Consider the following 19,473-nt stretch of genomic DNA (forward strand, 5'->3'; position numbering starts at 1 on the left):
GGAGACTCCCCAATGCGTCGGCTCGCGCGGACTGGCCGACCAGGGGTTCAGGAGGTGCCGAGACCGCCACCGTGGAGAGCGGACAGGAAGCCAGCCCAGCCGGCCGGCGGGAAGGTCAGCACCGGGCCGCGAGAAACTTTGCTATCCCGGACGGGGACCGCGCCGGAGTGCGCGAAGGCAACGCAGACCTCGACGCACTGCCCGCCGTTGGACGCACTGTATGACGACGCGATCCACTCAGCGGCAGTGAGGTCAATGTCCGCAGTCATGACGTGTACTCCTTGTGCAGTGCCTTGAGCAGGGTGAGCGAGTCGTCCGGGGCCAGTGCGTTCGCCCGCAGACGGTCATAATGCCGCACAGCCTCTGCAACGAGCTTCTCCTTTTCGTACATCCTGCCTCCCTGCGGACCGTCTGCGTAATAGAGGGTGGGGGAGGATTCGAACAAGAGGAGAGTGAACGGTCCCACGTGCGCCGCGGCGGCCCCGGCCGCGTAGGTGATCACCTGGATGTCGATGTGCGGGTACTGAGCTGCCGTGATCAGGCAATCGAGCTGTTCCGCCATGACGGTGGGGCCGCCCACCACTGTGCGCAGGCACGCCTCGTGGAGGATCAGCCACAGCGTGGGTGGGTTCTCGCGTTCGATCACCTTGCGACGCACCAGCCGGGCATCGACCTTCCCCTGGATCACATCGTCCCGTGCACTCGGGAAGCCTGCGCGGAAGATCGCACGGGCGTACTCCTCGGTTTGCAGCAGACCCATGATGGCGCAGGTCGAGTAGTCCTCGATGTGGTCGGCCTTCTGCTCCCCTTCGAGGTAGGGGATGAACCAATTCGGGCTGTCCGCCTCCAGCATCCGCTTCCGCAAGCCTGCGAACAGTCCGTTCGTCCCGAAGGCCAGGTCGCAGCCCTCGGCGAACTTCTCGCTGCATGTGATCTGTCCGGACTCGACGCGGCTGACATACGCCTCGGAGTAGCCGGCGGCACGACCCAACTGCCTCTGGAGAAGTTTTCGACCCAGGCGAACTTGTCGAACATCTGCGCCAAAGCGCTGAAGCGGAGTCAAGTGCTCGGGGTTCGTCGTTTCGTCCAACGCCGTGACCTCTTCGAATGTGCTCGCGTCTGACGTACCAGCAGGTCCGTCCCTTGCCGATGGCCGTTAAAGTACCCCGTTCCCCATGGAAGTTGCGTTGTTCTGGTGAGCGAATGAGTACAGGCGGTATCGGGGGATGGCCGCAGGACCAGGCAGCGGAGTGGTGATGGATGCGCAGCAGCGGAAGACGGTGACCGGCGGCGAGGGCCGAGAGGAGCCCGAGGCCGGGGTGCAGGACGGCGGCGGCCTCCCGGAGGTGGCGGTCACCGGGGATGCGCCGACGCTGGAGGAGCTGAGCGAACGGCGGGAGGAACTGCGCGCGCGGGTCGCGGCGCACCTGCGGGCCCTGAGGAGCGGCGATGCATGAGGTCTACGGGGTGCGCCGGTTCGCCGTCGTGCTGGACACGGAACCGGACGCGGAGCCCGCGACGGTGGTCATGGAGTGTGCGGTCTGCGGGGAGTCCGGGACGCCGGTCGAGGTCGCCGTGGCCGGCTCGGAGGTGGACCGTGCGGTGGCCCGCCGGAGGGCGGCGGAGTGGGTGAAGCGGCACCGGGACCGCAACCGGGAGCACTTCACCTACCGGCTGGTGGAGACCTCGCCCTGCCGCCTCGTCCCCGGGGACTGGCGATGACCGCCGTGCACGACGGCTACTGGTGCGAAGTCGTCGCCCGCTGTCCCGCCCTGGGCGGGGAATGGGTGCTGGGCGGTTACCGGGCCGGGACGCCCCGGCTGGCGCTGCGGTGGCTGCGCGGCCAGGCACGCCGCCTGTCCGACGCGCTGGACCCGCACCCGTGGCGCGGCGGCCCGTTCCCGGCCGAGGCGCTGTACCGCTGCGACCCGCAGGCCCCGAACCCCGGGCGGGTCTTCCGCGAGTGGATGGATGACTTGCCCTGCCACGAGCGGCAGTTGGCCGCCCTGGTGGCCGGCCGGCACATCAGTGTCACCGCCCGTGTCCCCGACCGGGTGGGCGGCCGGTGGGACGCGGAGGTCACCTACGGGCTGTCCTGCCGCCCGATCGCCCTCCCCTTCCTGACCGGTCTGACCGGCCCGACCGGCCTGACCGAGGCGTCCCGCCGTACAGCTCGGATACCCGCCCGGCCGCGCCATGCGGCGGCCTGAGCTTTCAGCCCGACAGACTCCCGCCCCCCTGCCGGGGACGCAACCGACCGTCCCCCACGGCACAGCACCCCCGGCAGGGGGCGGGTCACCGGGCGGTCAGCCGGCGACGCGGGGGACGCCGCCCTTGCGGCCGATGTTGAAGGCGATGCGGTACACGTCCGGCAGGTCGATGCGGCCGTCCCGGCGGCGGCGCATCACGCCGAGCGTGATCAGCTCCTCGATCAGCAGCTCCGGGTCGTCGGGGTGGCGGGGGCCGGTGCGGATGTCCTCGCTGTCGGCGTTCCCGGACGCGTCCCGGAAGGTTTCGGCCTCCCGGCGCAGCGCCTCCGACAGGCCGGCCTCCCGCCACAGCTCCACGACCGTGGCCTGCTCGATGGGCACCTGGCGGCCGGCCAGGGGTGCGGCTGCCCGCTGCACCCACGGCATGTCCTCGCCGATCTCCTTCACCCTGGTCGTCGAGGCGGTCTGGACTCCCCTGCGGATGCCCTCGTGGTGCAGGGGGTACCGGTGGCCGGCATAGGAGCCGCGGGTCTCGGCCACGGCGCGGTTCAGCGCGCTGAGAAAGCTGCGCGGGCTGACCTGCTCGACCCCGTCCATCAGATGGTTGGGCAGCCAGGTGTAGGTGTTGCCCTTGCGGTAGTTGGCGCCCATGTACGGGCCGGCGATCTGGGTGAACTGGTCCTCCTGGTGCCGCTCGTCGCCGCGCAGCAGCGCGGGCGGCACCCAGCGGCGGCCGTCCGCCTCCGGCTGCCACCCGCCGGTCAGCCTGCGGAAGCGTTCCGCGTGGTGGCCGTACTCGCCGCCGTGATTGCCCAGGTAGTGGAAGAGCAGGCCGTACAGGTTGGCCCGCGACCAGGTGAGGGCGGCGGCGTTGGCCGTCAGCTTGGAGGCGTCGGGGAAGCGGAGCAGCGCGCCGTCGAACATGTCCGGGCGGATGAAGACCTTGCAGCGGATGTTGCGGGTGCCCAGCCGCATCGCCAGGGCCAGCTCCAGAATGCCGCCGACCAGGCGGTCCGCCTCGGCGCGGACCCGGTGCAGGCGGTCCAGGGCGTCGAAGAGGATCAGGTGGGTGGTGCCGTCCTGCTGCGCCTGCCGGTCGGCCCGGTGGATGATGCGCTCGGCCGCCCCCGGGTTGGCGCGCACCCATGCCACCCGGTCGCGCCATTCGACCAGCGGGCGCAGCTCCTCCCTGCCCAGCGTGGACAGCAGCACGGTGTACCACAGGTCGTAGGGGCGGACACCGTCCTCCACCAGTTGCCACAGCACACCGGGGCCGGGGTACAGCTCCGGCTCCACGGCCGCGCCGTAGCCCGGCCAGACGGTCAGGCGGCGCAGCCGCTCGATGCCGTACTCCTCGGCGGCGACCTCCCGCAGGGTGTCGTCCAGCAGCGAGTGGTACCAGAAGGTCTTGCCGACGCCCCGCCCGCCGCGCACCACCGTGGCGTCCACATACAGGGCCGCGCGATGGCTGTCGGGGGTGAAGAGGGTGGTGAGGTTGGGCAGGATGGTGTCCGCGTCCGTGGCCTCGGGCAGTGCCGCGGCGAGCAGCTCGCGGTACTCGTCCGGTCCCAGCGGCTTGAGCATGCGCGTCCGTCCTCAGCTTTCCGGCGGGCTTTCCGATGCCGGGTTCGCGGTGATGAGCCGGCCGGCGGTGGTGAGGAAATCACGGTACGCGGCCTGCACGAAGGCCCGGTCCTGCCAGCCCGGCGTGGAGTCCGCGTCCAGCCCGATCAGACCGGGCTCGAAGAGGATGGGCACGGGGTAGTGGGGGGCCGAGTCGTCCTGCGGGGTGGGGAAGAAGGCGTCGGGATCGTCCGGGTCGGACACGTCGTCGTACAGCGCGGAGAAGCACTCCCACGCATGGTCGCGGAAGGACTCCAGGTAGGCGTCCTTGGGGCGCTGCGGCGAGTCCGGGACCATGGCGGCGACCATGCGCAGTTTCTCGCGGATCTCCCGGGCCTGGCCCGAGGTGCGCCAGGCGGCGAAGAGGTCGCCGTAGCCCTGCCAGGTCTGCCGGTTGTCCGCGCCGAAGAGCAGGGCGAGATCGCACAGCCGCGAGATGGTGACGGCGGCGATGTCGTGGATGCCGGCCCGGCTGTCCATCAGGACCACGTCGGGGCGGCGTCCGCTGTCGCCGGTGCGCCGCACGGCGTCCTCGCAGCAGCGGACCGCGTCTTCGAGCCGGTCGGCGAAGGCGGCGCCGGGGATATCGGCATACACCCGGTTGAGCTTGTCCACGTAGGAGTAGGGGACCTCCTCCGCGCCGCCGTCCGGGCCGTCGCCGTCCCGCCCCCGGGCGGGTGCCACCCAGAGTTCCCCCCGGCCGGTGGGGGGCGTGTATCCGGTGGGGGCGACCACCTCCAGGCCCTGCGCGTTGCCCACCGCGGCCTCCACCAACTGGTCGACGATCCCGTACGGGGGCAGGTGTGCCTGGTCGGCGAGGAGCGGCCCGGCCCCCGGCGCTTCGAGATCGAGGTCGACGACGAGGACGATCCGCCCTTCGTCGGCGAGGTGGCGGGCCAGCATCGCGGTGGCCGTGGTGCGCCCGACGCCGCCCCGGAAGCCGTACAGGGCGGTGCGGTGGGTGAACGAACCGTCGGTCTCCGGATCGGGGGTGGAGACGCGGGACCAGTCCTGGCCGACCACGGTGTTGTCGATCAGCCGCACGGTGCCCCGGCCGGCGGCCGGGGGTTCCGCGGGGAGCTGGACGGGCACGGCGACGGGCACGGCGTGCGGGGAGTGCAGCAGTGCTTCGGCGGAGAACAGGGCCGAGGCCAGGAGCACGGGCCGCTCGGCGGCGTACCGCTGGAGGCGGTCGGCCAGGCGGGTGGCCCAGACCGCCGGGCGGTCTTCCGGGACCGGCCGTCCGCGGTCGTCCACCACGAGGGAGAAGCGGCCCAGGACGTCCCGGACGAGAAGCACGTCCTGCCCTTCGGCGGCCACCTCGCCGGCGATGGCCAGGGCGCGCGGACGGGCGTCGTCGAACCGGACCGGGCCGGCGCGGAGAGTCCCGGCGGGGTGAGTCACAGCAGCCCTCCATTGATCAGGGCCTGTTGGTGCACGGTGATGATCGCGTGGGCCACGGTACGCCGTGCAGCGACGTCCTGCGCGGCGACCGCGGTGCCGTCGCGGTAGCGTTCCTCGACCGACCAGGCGTCGAAGGCCGACAGGCCGCCCAGTGCGGCTGCCGTACGGGTGGCAGACCGGCCGCGGGCGAGCAGCGCCAGGTCGGCGGCCACCCACGGCAGGTGTCCCAGGTCCCGGGGCTTCCCCGTCGCCGGGTCGAGATACCACGGCCTCTTGGACCCGGGCTTTCCCTCCTTCTTCGGATTCAGGGTGACGGCGGAGGTGAACCGCAGCAGCAGGCTCTTCAGCGCGCACTCCACCGCGAAGCCGAAATGGTGGTCGGCGTTGCACAGGCGCCCGTTGTCGTGCAGCAGCACGGCATCCCAGTAGTGCCGCTCGGCGGCATGAGCGAAGTGGTGCTCTGCTGAGGTGGTCGGCACCCGAGCGATCATAGAGCGCGCATCACCCGGCCGGCCCAGCCGCGTCCGCCGTTCGCGACGCTGTTCGTGCGGCCGTTCGGACCTCCGGCTGAGCCTCTGCCCGGGCCTGTGTCCGGGCTTCTGCCCGGGCTTGTGCCGACGACGTCTGCAGGTCCTTGAGGAAGAGCCGGTCCAGCACCACCCACTCGGTGTCCCGGTCCACCACTTCCACCGTGCGGCCGTCCAGGGTGGGGGCGGCCCGTGGGTCGTCCATGGGCAGCAGCAGCCACAGACCGTGCGGGGTGTCGGACGGACGACGCGCAGCCTGCTGGAGCCGGGCCACCAGCTCCCGGCCACCGCCCTCCCAGTAGCGGGCCAGCAGTCCGGCGTTGTGCAGGAACAGCACCGTGCGCGGGCCCGCCGCCTCGGCCCGGGACGTCAGCCGGTCGGCCAGGCGCTGGGTCGCGGCCCTGGTGTACGAGGCGAGGGCTGCGCCCAGCTCGCCGGAGGCGGTCAGGCGCGCGTCGGCCTTCAGCAGCGCCTGCCAGCGCACGCCCTGCTCCTCGGCCAGCTCCCGCAGCGCGGTGAGGAATTCGTCGCCCAGGGAGACCGGAAGGACGTCGAAGCGGTCGGCGAGGTGCCGGGCCGTGCCGCGCAGGTCCGCTCCCTTGAGGGTGAGGGCCAGAAAGCCGCCCCGGCGCAGCGCGGTCTCCAGCTTCAGCCGCAGGACCTGCCGCGGGTCGCGGCCGGCTGCGACGTCCGCCTGGGAAGCCCGGACCAGCACACTGGTCCGGGTCGGTTCGGAGACCTCGCTGTGCGGCCGGCTGCTGCCCGCACCGCTGCGCGCCGGCATGAAGCGCTTGCGCTGTATGTCGTAGGTCAGGGGGAACTGGGCCTCGGCAAGAGCCTCCTGAAGCTCGACGTAGGTGAGTTCCTCCAGCCCTTCCAGCCCCGGGAACCGGGCCCGCACCCGGGTCAGCAACTCCTCGATGGAGATGCCCGTGCCCGGCCGCACTCCGGCCGGGGCCTGGGAGATCCGCAGCGCCCGCGGCAGCGGCAGGTCGCGGGGGAACACCTCCAGGCGCCGCGAGACGGCGACCCGCTCGGCGACAGCCGCGGCGAGGGTGACCAGCCGGGTGTCCGCCAGCGGCGCCATCCCGTCGGGAGCGGGCACCGTCCGCAGTTCCCGCACCACGGTGGCGCGGCCGGGGAGCGGATCGCGGGCTGCCAGGTCCGCCGCCAGTTCGCCGAGCCCGGCGGCGTAGTCGGCGAGTTCCGCCGGGGTGGGCTCGTCGGCGCCCGGGCGGTCCTCCAGGGCCAGCAGGACCCGCCCGCCGCGCCGCAGCACGGCGAGGCGGGCGACGGCCTCCGTACCGGTGCCGCTCGTGTCACCGTCCTGTGCGTCGTGGAGCGGCTCCTCGTCGCGTTTCCGGGCCTCCGTCTCGGCGGCGGCCCGCACCACGGCGAGCGCCCTGGCAAGCGTCTGGGCCGGGCTGTCGGCTCCGGCTCCGTGCCGGGCCCGCAGTTCGGCGGCCAGCTCCTCGGCCGTCATCACCCTGCCCTGGGCGGTAAGGATCTCCACGAGTTCGTCGCGGACCTGGCGCAGCCATGGCAGGGCAGCCCACTGTTCAAGGGCCGCCTGCTGGTGCTTGGACACCGTGGCCTGGCTGATGTTGAGCGCCTTGGCGATGGAGGTCTGGGCCGGCCAGGTCTCCAGCGGAGCGGCGCCCGGCAACTGCAGCGTGGCCAGCACGACATCGGGGCGCGGCCGGGAACGGCGTCCCTCGCCGGAGGGCGTCAGGCGGGCGGCGAGCTCGTCGATCGAGCCGTAGCCGTCCGCCCCGGCATCCGCGGTCCCGCCGGTGCGGACGCTTTCCGCGGCGGGCTTCGCGGCCGGCCGCTGCCGCAGGGCGGCGCTCCACTGACGGTGGCGGCGATTGAGTTCCTTGCGGACCACGGCGCCGGCGCCCCGGGCGCGGGAGATGACATGCGGCTGGACGGCCAGCAGGCCCCGGACATCGGTCGCTCCCAGGGCGCCGGCCACCGACACCGCGCGGGGGGACAGGCCCGCGGCGTCCAGCGGCGTGTCCAGGGTCGCCGCGGCGGCGGCCTGCTCCCGGGCGTCCTCGATGTCGACGGCGTTCGCGCCGACGGTCGCCGGCGTGGTGGCCGGGCGGGCCGAGTCGGCGGTGCGGAAGATCTGCCGCCAGGCGTCCCACATCTGCTGGAGGCTGTCGAAGCGGTGCTCGACATCCCGGTGCAGTGCTCGCTCGAAGAACCTGGTCAGCCCGTCTCGCAGCGCGGGTTCGAACAGTTCGTCGGAGAGGGAGAGCTGTGCGTCCGGCACGGTCAGCGGGGCGCTTCGTCCGTCACCCCACACGGGGCGTTCCCCGGAGGCCATTTCGTGGAGTGTCACGGCCGCGGCATACCGCTCGGCGTGGTCGTCGTAGCGGGAACGACGGCTGCTGCCGAGGAAGGGATCGAGGTAGCCGCGGGTTCCCGCCTGGATGTCCTTGTCCGGGGCGTCTGCAAGCGAGAAGTCGAACAGCATGAGCTGCCAGGAGCCGTCGCTGCGTTTGAACAGGCCGAGATTGTCCGGCTTGATGTCCCGATGGCGGACCCCGCGGGCCGCCAGACTGTCGAGGGCGTGGAACAGGTCGTTGCCGAAGCGCTCCAGCTGGTCGTAGCTGAGCCGGCCTTCGCCGCGCAGCCGGGAGCCGAGGCTGACCGGCTCGCGGTCCCCCGCGCTCCGGAACCCGCCGGCGTATTCGATTTCCAGCAGGGTGCGGCCGCCCAGCTCCCGCGGCTCCTCCAGAAGCTTGACGATGCGGTCGCCGCCGACTTCCTTGAGCGCCGCGGCCTCGGCGTAGAGTCGCGCGTCCTTCTCCCGGTCCAGGGCGATCTTGAACACCCTCGGAGGTTCCGGCCGTCCGGCTCCGTCCCCGTGCTCGTCATTGCCCTCGTGCTGGTCGGTGGGCCGGACCAGCACCGCGCGGGCGGTGGCGCCCGTTCCCAGGACGCGTACGACGGTCCAGCGGTCGTCGATCGGCCTGCCCGGCTGCACGGTCAGCGGGTCGGGGAGCGAGGCGCCGGGTTCCTCCGGCGGCGTGGCATCCTCCTCCGCCTTGTCCAGCAGCCGGAGGAAGTCGTCCGCCGAGGGCAGGCGGTCCTGCACATCGGGACGAGTGGCCTGGAAGACGAGGTCGTCGAGGGCCGAGGAGATGCCGTCGGCGATCGCGTAGGGATGCAGGCCGCCCTCGGCGGCAAGCCGGTCGATGAGGGCACTGCGGCGGTCGGCCGGGGGACGTCCGGTGAGCAGAAGATAGGAGAGACTGCCCAGGCCGAACACATCGAGGTCGACCGGGTCGGCAAACTCCTGATCGGTCTCGGGGGCGAGGTAGACCTGAGCCGTATCGGCGATGAGACCGGCGTCGAGAGGGGTGTCGCCGAGCGAGCGGAGATGGGTGGTGTCGAAGTCCCTGGCCGCGGTCTGCCAGTCGGCGATGCGCAGCACGGGGTCACTGCCGTCCTCCTTGGCGGAGACGTAGACGGACCGTGCCGCCAGGGCGCGATGGTAGAGGGAGCGGTTGTGGGCGTACCGCACGGCCTCGCCGAGCTGGCGGACCAGGTTGAGCCGGTCGTCGGCGGTGAGCCGGCCGCCGTAGGCGTCGAGGTACGCGTCCAGCCGCAGATCGGACTCGCGGTGGCGGAAGAGAATGGCCGGCCCACCCCGGTGTTCGCGGATCTGGACGGCCTGCACGATGCCGCGGTGATTGATGCCCTGCAGGACCTGGTACTCGCGCCGCGCGGCGCGATCCACCTTGAGACGCTGCTGTTCGGATGCCGCCTCGCCGGCCAGATAGATACGTACCCGGCCACGCTCCTGCACCAGGCCGTCGTCGCGCGCGGCGAGCCGGTCCTCCCAGCCGGGGCCCGCGTCCAGGACACCCGGCTGCAGTCTCCAGTCGTCCCCGTACCGCAGGTGCGCAGTGGAATGGCTGATGCCGATGTGCTTCATCAGCGCTTCGACGAGCTGACCGGTCTGGGGAGTGATGCGCCAGCTCTCCCGTTCCGGTGGCAGGCCGAGCAGATCGTCCCAGATCCGGGGCAGCCCGCTTGCGCCGTCGTTGAGCCCGAAGACGCCCGGTTGCTGGAACTCGTCCAGCTCGCTCCGCAGCGTCGGGTCGTGCAGGAAGACGGCCGGCTTGATGAACGGCACCCTGCGCGGGTCCTTGCCGGTGGCTCGGGCCGCGCGCTCCAGCCGGCTCTTGAGCTCCTTCGTCTTCAGGTCCGTGAGGTGCAGGGGGTTCTTCAGGGTACGGACCCGGTCGCCGTGGAACTGCCAGGTGTCTCCGTGGTTCACCAGGCGTCCGGGATGCCCCTTGAGTTCCAGCAGGTAAAGGCCGCCCGGAACGACGATGAGCAGGTCGCACTCGTTGACGCGTCCGGAGGCACCGGTGAACTGGAACGTCGCCCAGGCACGGTAGGGCTCTGCCTGCGGCATCAGCCGCCGGATGTGGTCCAGGCCCTCCTGCTCCCACCGGTAGCCGGAACGGCGGGGCTGGAACCAGCGCTCCTTGCGCGGCGGCGGTCCGGGCTTGGGCACGGAGGACCGCGCTGCGGGCGTCACAGGGGGTACCTCCAGTCGTCGAAGCGGCAGATGAACGCAGGCTACTCGGTGAGCCGCCGGGAGGATCCACCGCTGTGGACGCCTTGCCGGGCCGACCCCGGCTCTGCATCCTAATCGGCCCCCATGGCCTCCGCCGATGGCCGACCAGCCGCTCTCTCCACGCCGTGCGACACGGGCATACACGTGCCTTTGTTCGGTCCTCGGTCACGATCTTCCAAGGCGGCGCGGCGACTCCACCACGCAGCGCCTCACAGCCCTGCCGGTCTCCGTCCCTCGTGACCGGGGCACTGCCGTTGCCCTCACACAGAAGGCGGTGGCTCCGGCGATCAGTCTTGTGGGCGACGATGCCCTGGACAGCGACGGCCTCGACCTGCATGCCTCGGGTGAGCAGGACCGTGCCGTGCCTGTGCGGTGAAGGCCTTGAACGCCACGGTCTTTCGGAGGTCGTCCGCCACGGGACCACTACACGGAGTCACTTTGTATGGTCTCTACAAGGGAGTGGGAGGAGGGCCAGGTGGGGCGGGTGCGGGCTCCCGGTTGCGCTGCACCTGGGAGCTCCCGTGACACACACAGGGGTTCGGGGGCCGAGGTAAGGGACAGGGAAAGAGAAAGGCCAAGTCGGAGGGGCCTGACCTGGTTTTTGGGAGAGCCGCATGAGGGAATCGAACCCTCGACCTACGCACCACGAGGGCGTCAGCGATCATGCCGCTGGATGACACGGATTCCCATCGTCGATCGGTGCGCCCGGATCACCATGCGCATGAACAAGTTCTCCGTCTCCGGCAGGCTCGTCGGACGCCCGGTCCGGGTCATGCTGCACGCCAGTGGGACGGCGGCCTTCCCGGACACGGACCCCGGGCTGCTCATCCGCTGCCTCGTACCGGCCGCAAACGGCATCGCGGTCCGGGGCGGGCCGGGGGCGCTGCACAGGCGGCCTGCGGCAGGTAGCCGAGATCGCTCTGCAGTCCTGGCCGGCCCTGGCGCCGTGGGTCACCGGTCGCCGTCGCCCTCCGGGGCGAGCCGTGACCAGACGCGGGCCAGGTCGCGCAGGTCGTCGTCGTCCAACCGGTCGAAGAAGAGACGGCGCAGGTCGCTGTACTGCTGCCGCCACGCCTTGCGCAGGAGCGTCCGCCCCTCACCCGTCAGGACGGCGACATAGCCGCGCCCGTCCTCCGCGGCTCGCCGGCGCTCGATGAGTCCGCGGCGCTCGAGCCGGTCCGCCATCCGGGTGAAGCCGCCAGTCGACATCACGCGGCGCTTGGCCAGCTCCGACATGCGCATGCCCCTGCGACCGGCCCGACCGAGCAAGGACAGGGCGCTGTACTCCGCCATGCTCACGTCCAGTGGCACGAGTCCGGCCTCCACCTCTCGCCAGATGCGGTCGTGCGCGTGGAGAAAGCCCACCCATGCCTCGTCTTCGAGCTCGGTCAAACGCGGAGTCGCCATCCCCGAACACTACCGCGACGCCCGGTTTCGCCACTCCCGGAACGTGACTGCGCAGACAGCGGCACCGCGGGAATATCTGCCTGCGCAGGCAGGTTACTCGGATTGCCACACCGTATCGAGACCCCACGGAGGCCCACGATGCCCCAGTTCACGAGCGACGGCGGCGAGAGGCCGACGCGGTGGACACCCGCCTGATCCCGGCGGACGAATACGCTCCGGTCCGCGCCGGCGGCATCGACGGGCCCGACCACCGGGAAGGAACCCACCACCATGAGCCCCACTGCCGACAACACCGCCGAGCTCAAGCAGCGGTCGCCGTTCGAGATCGGCTTCATGACGTTCGTCGAGATCACCGAGGACCCGCACACAGGCGCGCTCCCCTCCCCGCAACGGCGCGCCCGCGAGACCATCGAGCAGGCCCGGCTCGCCGACCAGGCCGGCCTCGACCTGTTCGCCGTCGGCGAGCACCACCGCACCGACTTCGTCGGGTCGGCCCCGGCGATGGTCCTGGCAGCGGCCGCCGAGGCAACCGAGAACATCCGGCTCACCAGCTCGGTCACCGTGCTCAGCTCCGAAGACCCGGTCCGCGTGTGGGAGCAGTTCGCCACGCTCGACCAGTTCTCCGGCGGCCGGGCCGAGATCATTGCGGGCCGCGGATCGTACACCGAGTCGTTCCCGCTGTTCGGATACGACTTGCAGGACTACGCCGACCTGTTCCGGGAGAAGCTCGACCTGCTGCTCAAGATCCGCGCACAGAACCCCCTCACCTGGAACGGCCGGTTCCGCCCGGCACTCGAGAACGCTGACATCGGCCCCCGCGCGCTCCAGGACGAGCTGCCGATCTGGGTCGGCGTGGGCGGCACGCCGGCGTCCGCGGTCAGCACCGGACGACTCGGGTTGCCCATGGCCATGGCCCTGCTGCTCGGACCCCTCACGTTCCACGAGCAGACGCTGGAGATGTACCGTGCCGCCGCCCAGCAGGCTGGGCACGACCCGGCAGCCCTGCGGACAAGCATCAATCTCCACGGCTACGTCGCCCGCACCAGCCAGGGCGCACGCGACACGATGTACCCGTACTTCGCACAGGGCATGATGGAGAACAACCACCAACGAGGCCGCGGGTTCCGGATGCCCCGGGCCGCGTTCGACGCCCAGACGTCTCCGAACGCCGGACTCGTGGTCGGCAGCCCGCAGGAGGTCATCGACAAGCTGCTGACCTACCACGAGATCTACGGCCTGGACCGTGCCCTCGTCCAGATCGGCTTCGGCGGAATGCCGCAGAAGCACGTGCTCGAGGCCATCGAGCTCCTCGGCGCAGAGGTGGCCCCCGTGGTGCGCCGCGAGGTGGCCGCACGGAAGGAGAAGGTGGCGTGACCGTCTCGCCCGAAGCACCTCCCGCCCTCTCCGTCACTCCGGGCGACGGCGTGTCCCGCCGCATGCTGCGTGTCGTGGTCGTCAACGGCAGCCCGAGCGCGAAGTCCAAGACCATGGGTCTGGCCGATGTCGTCCTGCAGACCCTGAGCAGCGCGCTCGCCGAGGATGCGGTCACGGTCGACCACACCCGGATCGACGTCTATCGGCTCGGCCCCGGATTCACCGGCGCCGTCGAGCGTGAGGGGATCGCTCCGGAGATCGAGTCCGTGCTGCGGCAGGCCGAGCAGGCCGATCTGCTGATCGCAGCCACACCGGTGTTCCGCGGCTCGTACACCGGCATGTTCAAGCACTTCTTCGACCTCGTCGACCAGTACGCACTCGCGAACAAGCCGGTCTTCCTCGCCGCCACCGGCGGCGGAGACCACCACGCGCTGGTCCTGGAGCACGCCCTGCGACCCCTGTTCGGGTTCTTCCAGTCGCTGACCGTCCCGGTGGCCGTCTTCGCCTCGTCAGGCGACTTCGACGGCACCACCCTGCTCAACCCCCGCGTCTACGGGCGGATTGAGACGGCCATCACCGACGTCACGGATCTGCTCACGACCCGGGCACGGCGGCGGCACAGCCTTGGCATCACGACATCGGAGTCGCCAGAACTCACCTCGTAGGGCGTCAGAAGACGGACGCAGCCTCTTGAATGGCCAGTAACCACCGTTTGGGAGGCTGTCCGGTTGTCAATTACCCGGGTGTTTTGGCGTTTTCGATGTGAGACATGAGGAGGGCTTTTGTTACGCCGGTTGATATCCACGGTGGCGGTGATGGCCGGGCTGGCGGCGGCACTTGCCGTTCCGGCTGCTCCGGCCGCCGCCACCGAATTTCCCGCCAACACCACGCCCTTGATCAGCTGGAACATGCAGGGGGCCAATAACGCGGCGGAGAACGGCAGCAAGTGGACCAATACGGTCCAGCGGCTGGCGTTGCAGGTGCCGATCCTGATGCTTCAGGAGGTCGGCCCGCACCCGCCTTGGCGCAGCGTCCGCCAGCCCGACCAGACCTTCACCACGACCGACAGCCAGGGCAACACGCATCAGTACACCGTGCTGCACCATACCTGGAACGTTGCCAGCGCTTTCCGCGATGGGGTGCACACCCGTGAGGTCTATTTCCTGCAGACCGCCGACGACGCGACCAACCCACGCCGGATCGGCGGCCGGGTCAACATCGCACTCGTCCTGTCCGAGACGCCCGACGAGTTGATCGTCGTCGGCAACCCGGTCGATGCCGGCCGGAACGCGCTCGGTGCGCGGTTCGGCGACGAGTGGTATTTCACCGTGCACGGCCTGTCCGGCGGCGGCGGTGACTCCGGGACGTTGCTGGACGCCATCGACGACCGGATCGAGGCCCTCGCGACCCAGCGCGGCGTCACCTACCACGCGACGGTCGGAGGCGACTTCAACGTTGCCCCGGACATCCTCCGTAACCGGGACAGCTTCCCGCCGACCATGCGGCCCTACGCCCCGCGCCCGGATCAGCCGACCCACCAGGACGGCGGTGTGCTGGACTACTTCGTCACCACCCACTTCTTCGACGAGGCGCCGAGGATCACGGTTCGGGAGGAGGGCGATTCCGACCACCGGCCGGTCCAGTTCGGACGGTTCAACGCGGCCGGTCCCAGCCCGTCGATCGAGGAGCTCCGGCTGATGCCGACCGGTGACGGGACCACGGCAGGTGTGCACTCCACCGACGGCAGTGGCTTCCGGGATTACCTGCACGACATTGTCAAGGGCCTGACCACGCTTGCGGTGGCCGGTATCGGGACGGCCGCTACCCTCCTCTCCAAGCGCACGGACTTCGTCGGTGAGCTGCAGAGCGGCACGACCGGCGACCCCGACCACATGGGGTTCGACGGCAAGAGCATCGACGAGATCAAGGCCGAGACGATCCCCGCGCTGCGGACGCTGCGGCCGAACATGATGACCCTGGTCGCGGGCACGGTGGATCTGGCCGGCGGTGCCGACGGTACGGCGACGGCCGGGAAGATGCGGAGTTTCCTGGACGAGATCTACTTCGCCTCGCCGACGACCACGGTCCTGATCGGGACCCTGCCGCCCTCGACGAACCCCACGTACCAGGCCCGGATCGACGCCTACAACTCCGCGCTCCGCACGATCGCCCAGGACAAGATCGACAGCGGCGCGAAGGTGGTGCTGGTCGAGCTGGGCTCGGTCACCCCGCAGGACATCGTCCACGAGATCTACCCGAACGACGCCGGTCACCAGAAGATCGCGCACGCCTTCGCCGAAGGTGTCCGAAAAGCGTTCCTGCAGCGCATGGTCAGCGGCCGCTCGTACGTCTGGGAACCGCTCGGCAAGATCCGGGACGCCGCCGCGGCCGGCTCGAAGATCGGGTTCCCCGATCTGAACGGCGACGGCAAGGCCGACTACGCGGTGGTCGGTACGGACGGCAGGGTCACCGGCTGGCGCAACGACAACCCGCGCGAGCCCGGGGTCCCGCTGGGCGACATCAGCCCGGCCGACCGCGGGGACGACCCGGAGCGGGTCTACTTCGCCGACCTGGACGGCGACGGCAAGGACGACTACATCCGCATCCTGCCGGCGGCCGACTCACCGACCGGCGTTGCGGCGATGCGGGTGTCGCGGAACACCAGCAGTGGCGGCGAGGTCAGCTGGGGCAGCGCGACGATCGTCGCCAACGACCTCAACTACGAGCGGGACATGAACTTCTCCGACCTCGACGGCGACGGCCGCGACGACCTGGTCACGCTGAACCGGCTGAAGTTCGCCAGCGCCTGGCTGAACAAGGGCGCGGGGATGCCGGCTCCGGGCGACTGGGACACGGCCGAGGATTTCGGCAGTCCGGGTGAGTCGCCCGCCGCGCAGCTCGCCTTCGCCGACATCACCGGTGACGGCAGGGCCGACACGGTCCGGGTCGAATACATGACCGGCGAGGTCCGGGCCTGGGAGAACACCGGCGCTCCGTGGAGCGCCACCGAGGGCTGGAAGTCGCTGGGCGTGATCCGTGCCGACGATCCGTTCCCCAGCGGCTTCGGCACCTTCGCCGACCTGAACGGCGACGGGATCGAGGACTTCGCCGTGACCCGGACCAGCACCACGGCGAGCGCTACGGTCAAGGCGGCCCTGACGAGTGAGGCCGGGCAGACCGACGGCTGGCTGGTGCCGAGCTACGGCGACGGCAGCCGCAGCATCGGCGGTGCCGGTGATCTCGGTGTCAATGGCGGTGTCGGCGACCCGATGGAGGCGCACCCCGGCGGTGACGACGGCGGCCCGCGGCCGGACGCGTCCGGCGACTGCCGGCCGGAAGGTCTGGCGACCACGCCGGGCGTGGCGACGCCGTACTGCAAGGTCTACCAGAGCGACGGCCGGGAATGGCTCGGTCAGGGCCGGCAGCGCCGGATCGTGGGCTACTTCAACGGTGGCCGCACGGGCGCCGACGGCACGCCGCACTACCTGGTGAAGAACATCCCGTGGTCGAAGGTGACCCACATCAACTACGCGTTCGCGACGGTGGAGAACAGCCGGATCACGGTCGACGCGAACGCCACCCAGAGGGAGTGGCCCGGCGAGCCCGGCGCCGAGATGGACCCCTCGCTGCCCTACAAGGGGCATTTCAACCTGCTGACGAAGTACAAGCGCCTGCACCCGCGGGTGAAGACGCTGATCGCGGTCGGCGGCTGGGCCGGTTCCGGCGGCTTCTACGCGATGACCACCAACCCCGACGGCTCGGTCAACCAGGCCGGGATCGACACGTTCGCGGACTCGGTCGTGGACTTCCTGCGCACCTACGGGTTCGACGGTGTGGACATCGACTTCGAGTACCCCACGGTCCTGGAGGACACCGGCAATCCGGCCGACTGGCCGGTGGCGAACCCACGCCGCGCGGGTCTGCCCACGGCCTACACCGCGCTGATGAAGACCCTGCGGGACTCGCTGAACAGGGCTTCGGTCGAGGACGACACGTACTACCTGCTCACCTCGGCGTCCTCGGCCTCCGGTTACATGGTCCGCGGGATGGCGAACCAGACGGCGCTGGCCTACCAGGACTTCACCAACCTGATGTCCTACGACTACCACGGCACCTGGAACGACGTGGTGGGTCCGAACGCGACGCTGTTCGACGACGGCAAGGACCCGGAACTGGCCGACCAGTACGCCACTCCCGAGTACGGGGGGATCGGGTACTTCAACACCAGCTGGGCGATGACGTACATGCGTGGCGCGATGCAGGCCGGGCGCGTCAACATCGGTGTGCCCTACTACACGCGCGGCTGGCGGAACGTCACCGGCGGTACGAACGGTCTGTGGGGCACGTCGCAGAAACCGGACGGCTGCGAGCCGGGCACGGGCATCCAACGGCCGTGCGGCGACGGCGCCCTCGGCATCGACAACATCTGGCACGACGAGACCAACAACGGCAGCGAGCTCGGCTCAGGGACGAACCCGCTGTGGCACACCAAGAACCTGGAGAACAACATCACGCCGGTCTACGCGCCCAGCGTCGGGCTGACGCCGGAGACCGACATCACCGACCGGCGCACGGGCGAGTACACCCGCCACTGGGACGACACCACGAAGACGTCGTGGCTGTGGAACGCCGAGAAGAAGGTGTTCCTGTCGACCGAGGACGAGCAGGGCATCGACGCGGTCACCGATCTGGTCGAGGCGACCGGCGCGGGCGGCGTGATGATCTGGGAGCTCGGTGGTGACTACTCCTGCCCGGCCGAGGTCCAGCCGGACACCCCGTGCGGGATGGGCTACACGCTGACCACCCGGCTCCACGAGAGGCTGGGCAACAGCGGCGCATACGACAACAGTCTGCGCACCGGCAGCGCCGGTGCCGCGCCGACGGTGACCGCCGACGTGAGCGTCGAGCTGGTCGACTACCCGACCACCTCGGCGGATCTGTGGCCGCTGCAGCCGACCGTCCGGATCACCAACAACACCGGGCGCACGCTCGGCGGCGGCAAGGACACGACGCTGTCGTTCGACCTTCCGGCCTCGACGTCACCGCTGGTCAAGGATGCCGACTGGCTGACCGGTGACGAGGGTGGCCAGTGGAAGCTGACGCCCGGTACGACCTTCCACCGGGTCAGCACGACGCTGGAGTACTGCCAGATCATTCCGGCCGGCAAATCGCTCGACCTGCCGATCATCTACTTCCTCCCGGTCACCGGTCCGGTGAACACGAGTCTGTCGATCGGCGGTACGGCGTACGCGCCGGTGACCGACAACCTCAAGGGACTCGGTACGGCGACCCCGCCGGCCGGTGGCTGCAGTGCCGCGGACTGGGACGAGACCAAGATCTACTCCCCGGACAGCCAGCCGGTCGAGGAGACCACGGTCAAGTACAACGGCAAGGTCTGGAGGGCCAAGTGGTGGACGCAGGGCAATGCCCCGGGCACCGGGGCCGACCCCGACCACGAGCCCTGGAAGCTGATCGGCGACGCTGACTGACCGCATCAGGGGAGAGTGCTTCTGGCCTGCGGCCATGGGACTGTCCAAGGTCCTGCCGGCTGCACGGACAGAAGCACTCTCCTCGATCCCTGCGGTCCCCACCGGAGGTCACGTCCCAGGAAGCCGGCCGGGACGTGTGCGCCCGGTTTCCGAGGCCAGTACAGCTGTGTCCCGCCCGCCCGGTCACCCCACGCACAGCGGATATTGCTCGCGGCAACTACCCCGACTAGCTTGGTGGCTCATACAGTTCGCAGGCCGGACGACACGGGGGCGAGGGGCATGGGGCGGGCTTCGGACTGGTCGCCGCTGGACATGGACAGCGATCCCACGCCCGGCGACCCCAGCCGTATCGAACAGCTGGGGAACAAGTTCACCACCTTCGCCGATGACGTCTACGACGCGCTGCAGAAGGTCCGCGCCCTGGGTGAGGACGGCACCCTGGCGGCGTTCGTGGGGGAGTCGGCGGATTCCTACCGGGACAAGTTCGACAAGGTCCCGCCCAACCTCGAAAAACTCCACACCTCCTACGACCTGGCCGGACAGGCGCTGCTGACCTACGCGCCCAAGCTGGAGGACGCCCAGCGGGACGCCGACCAGGCCCTCACCGACGCCGAGGACGCCCGCGCGGAGCTGTCCACCGCCCAGTCCTGGCTGGAACGCGCCACCAGTTCGCTGGAGGACGCGGAGGACGCCGCCGACCCGCCGGACGAGGAAGAGGTCTCCGCCGAGGTCCGCCGCGCCCTGGCCGACGCCCAGCTCGACGCCGGCAACGCCCAGAGCGCCGTCGACGACGCCCGCGAGAAGCTCAACGCCGCCATCGCCCTGGCCCAGCAGGCCAA

The 19,473-nt window shown here is 70.5% G+C and carries 14 protein-coding genes; 7 read left to right on the forward strand and 7 right to left on the reverse strand.

All coding sequences use genetic code 11. The features are described 5' to 3' along the window. Window positions 1-47: 47 nt before the first annotated feature. Together GQS09_RS04090 and GQS09_RS04095 are read right to left on the reverse strand one after the other, a co-directional pair. Entirely contained in the window at window positions 48-269 is a 222-nt protein-coding gene (locus tag GQS09_RS04090; protein ID WP_165984586.1) for a DUF397 domain-containing protein, read from the reverse strand. Further along, on the reverse strand, window positions 266-1,090 hold the full coding sequence (locus GQS09_RS04095) for a helix-turn-helix transcriptional regulator (RefSeq protein WP_093840843.1): 825 nt from the start codon (window positions 1,088-1,090) through the stop codon (window positions 266-268). Before GQS09_RS04095 ends, GQS09_RS04090 begins: the two co-directional genes overlap by 4 nt. Before the next feature lie 136 nt (window positions 1,091-1,226). On the opposite strand from GQS09_RS04095, the gene GQS09_RS04100 reads away from it, so the two are divergent. Genes GQS09_RS04100 through GQS09_RS04110 form a run of 3 tightly spaced genes read left to right on the forward strand, consistent with a single transcriptional unit; the run spans window position 1,227 to window position 2,210 of the window. Beyond that, window positions 1,227-1,457 (forward strand): hypothetical protein, encoded by a 231-nt coding sequence (locus GQS09_RS04100; RefSeq protein ID WP_139238410.1) that lies wholly within the window; start codon window positions 1,227-1,229, stop codon window positions 1,455-1,457. Further along, the gene (locus GQS09_RS04105; protein WP_165984587.1) at window positions 1,450-1,722 is read left to right on the forward strand and encodes a hypothetical protein; all 273 of its coding nucleotides are present in this window, start codon (window positions 1,450-1,452) and stop codon (window positions 1,720-1,722) included. The genes GQS09_RS04100 and GQS09_RS04105 overlap by 8 nt, the downstream gene beginning before the upstream one ends. Further along, on the forward strand, window positions 1,719-2,210 hold the full coding sequence (locus tag GQS09_RS04110) for a hypothetical protein (protein WP_165984569.1): 492 nt from the start codon (window positions 1,719-1,721) through the stop codon (window positions 2,208-2,210). Before GQS09_RS04105 ends, GQS09_RS04110 begins: the two co-directional genes overlap by 4 nt. 96 nt (window positions 2,211-2,306) lie before the next feature. Here the strand turns inward: GQS09_RS04110 and GQS09_RS04115 are convergent, their stop codons facing one another. From GQS09_RS04115 to GQS09_RS04135, 5 genes are all read right to left on the reverse strand, one after another. After that, entirely contained in the window at window positions 2,307-3,794 is a 1,488-nt protein-coding gene (locus tag GQS09_RS04115; RefSeq protein WP_165984588.1) for a hypothetical protein, read from the reverse strand. A gap of 12 nt (window positions 3,795-3,806) precedes the next feature. Beyond that, a complete protein-coding gene (locus GQS09_RS04120; protein ID WP_165984589.1) occupies window positions 3,807-5,237 on the reverse strand; it encodes a KGGVGR-motif variant AAA ATPase in 1,431 nt (476 codons plus the stop codon). Beyond that, entirely contained in the window at window positions 5,234-5,716 is a 483-nt protein-coding gene (locus GQS09_RS04125; RefSeq protein ID WP_093840837.1) for a hypothetical protein, read from the reverse strand. Before GQS09_RS04125 ends, GQS09_RS04120 begins: the two co-directional genes overlap by 4 nt. 22 nt (window positions 5,717-5,738) lie before the next feature. Beyond that, complete coding sequence (gene pglW, locus GQS09_RS04130) at window positions 5,739-10,325, reverse strand: BREX system serine/threonine kinase PglW (RefSeq protein WP_313895982.1); 4,587 nt, start codon at window positions 10,323-10,325, stop codon at window positions 5,739-5,741. Between the two features lie 990 nt (window positions 10,326-11,315). After that, window positions 11,316-11,756: a MarR family winged helix-turn-helix transcriptional regulator gene (locus GQS09_RS04135; protein ID WP_165984590.1), complete on the reverse strand. Its 441-nt coding sequence runs from the start codon at window positions 11,754-11,756 to the stop codon at window positions 11,316-11,318. A gap of 285 nt (window positions 11,757-12,041) precedes the next feature. On the opposite strand from GQS09_RS04135, the gene GQS09_RS04140 reads away from it, so the two are divergent. The 4 genes from GQS09_RS04140 to GQS09_RS04155 form a co-directional block, all read left to right on the forward strand. Further along, on the forward strand, window positions 12,042-13,145 hold the full coding sequence (locus tag GQS09_RS04140; protein WP_165984591.1) for an LLM class flavin-dependent oxidoreductase: 1,104 nt from the start codon (window positions 12,042-12,044) through the stop codon (window positions 13,143-13,145). Next, window positions 13,142-13,810 (forward strand): NAD(P)H-dependent oxidoreductase, encoded by a 669-nt coding sequence (locus tag GQS09_RS04145; RefSeq protein ID WP_313895983.1) that lies wholly within the window; start codon window positions 13,142-13,144, stop codon window positions 13,808-13,810. The genes GQS09_RS04140 and GQS09_RS04145 overlap by 4 nt, the downstream gene beginning before the upstream one ends. A gap of 243 nt (window positions 13,811-14,053) precedes the next feature. Beyond that, window positions 14,054-18,634 (forward strand): glycosyl hydrolase family 18 protein, encoded by a 4,581-nt coding sequence (locus tag GQS09_RS04150; protein WP_165984592.1) that lies wholly within the window; start codon window positions 14,054-14,056, stop codon window positions 18,632-18,634. A gap of 279 nt (window positions 18,635-18,913) precedes the next feature. Beyond that, a partial coding sequence (locus GQS09_RS04155; protein WP_399552392.1) for a putative T7SS-secreted protein occupies window positions 18,914-19,473 on the forward strand: 560 nt, incomplete at its 3' end.

The organism is Streptomyces sp. YIM 98790 (genome assembly GCF_011421595.1).
Taxonomy (GTDB): domain Bacteria; phylum Actinomycetota; class Actinomycetes; order Streptomycetales; family Streptomycetaceae; genus Streptomyces.

Coding starts and splice junctions, on each gene's coding strand:
- GQS09_RS04105 (WP_165984587.1), top strand. CDS start 1,450: ATGCATGAGGTCTACGGGGTGCGCCGGTTCGCCGTCGTGCTGGACACG.
- GQS09_RS04110 (WP_165984569.1), top strand. CDS start 1,719: ATGACCGCCGTGCACGACGGCTACTGGTGCGAAGTCGTCGCCCGCTGT.
- GQS09_RS04140 (WP_165984591.1), top strand. CDS start 12,042: ATGAGCCCCACTGCCGACAACACCGCCGAGCTCAAGCAGCGGTCGCCG.
- GQS09_RS04150 (WP_165984592.1), top strand. CDS start 14,054: ATGCAGGGGGCCAATAACGCGGCGGAGAACGGCAGCAAGTGGACCAAT.
- GQS09_RS04100 (WP_139238410.1), top strand. CDS start 1,227: ATGGCCGCAGGACCAGGCAGCGGAGTGGTGATGGATGCGCAGCAGCGG.
- GQS09_RS04090 (WP_165984586.1), bottom strand. CDS start 269: ATGACTGCGGACATTGACCTCACTGCCGCTGAGTGGATCGCGTCGTCA.
- GQS09_RS04115 (WP_165984588.1), bottom strand. CDS start 3,794: ATGCTCAAGCCGCTGGGACCGGACGAGTACCGCGAGCTGCTCGCCGCG.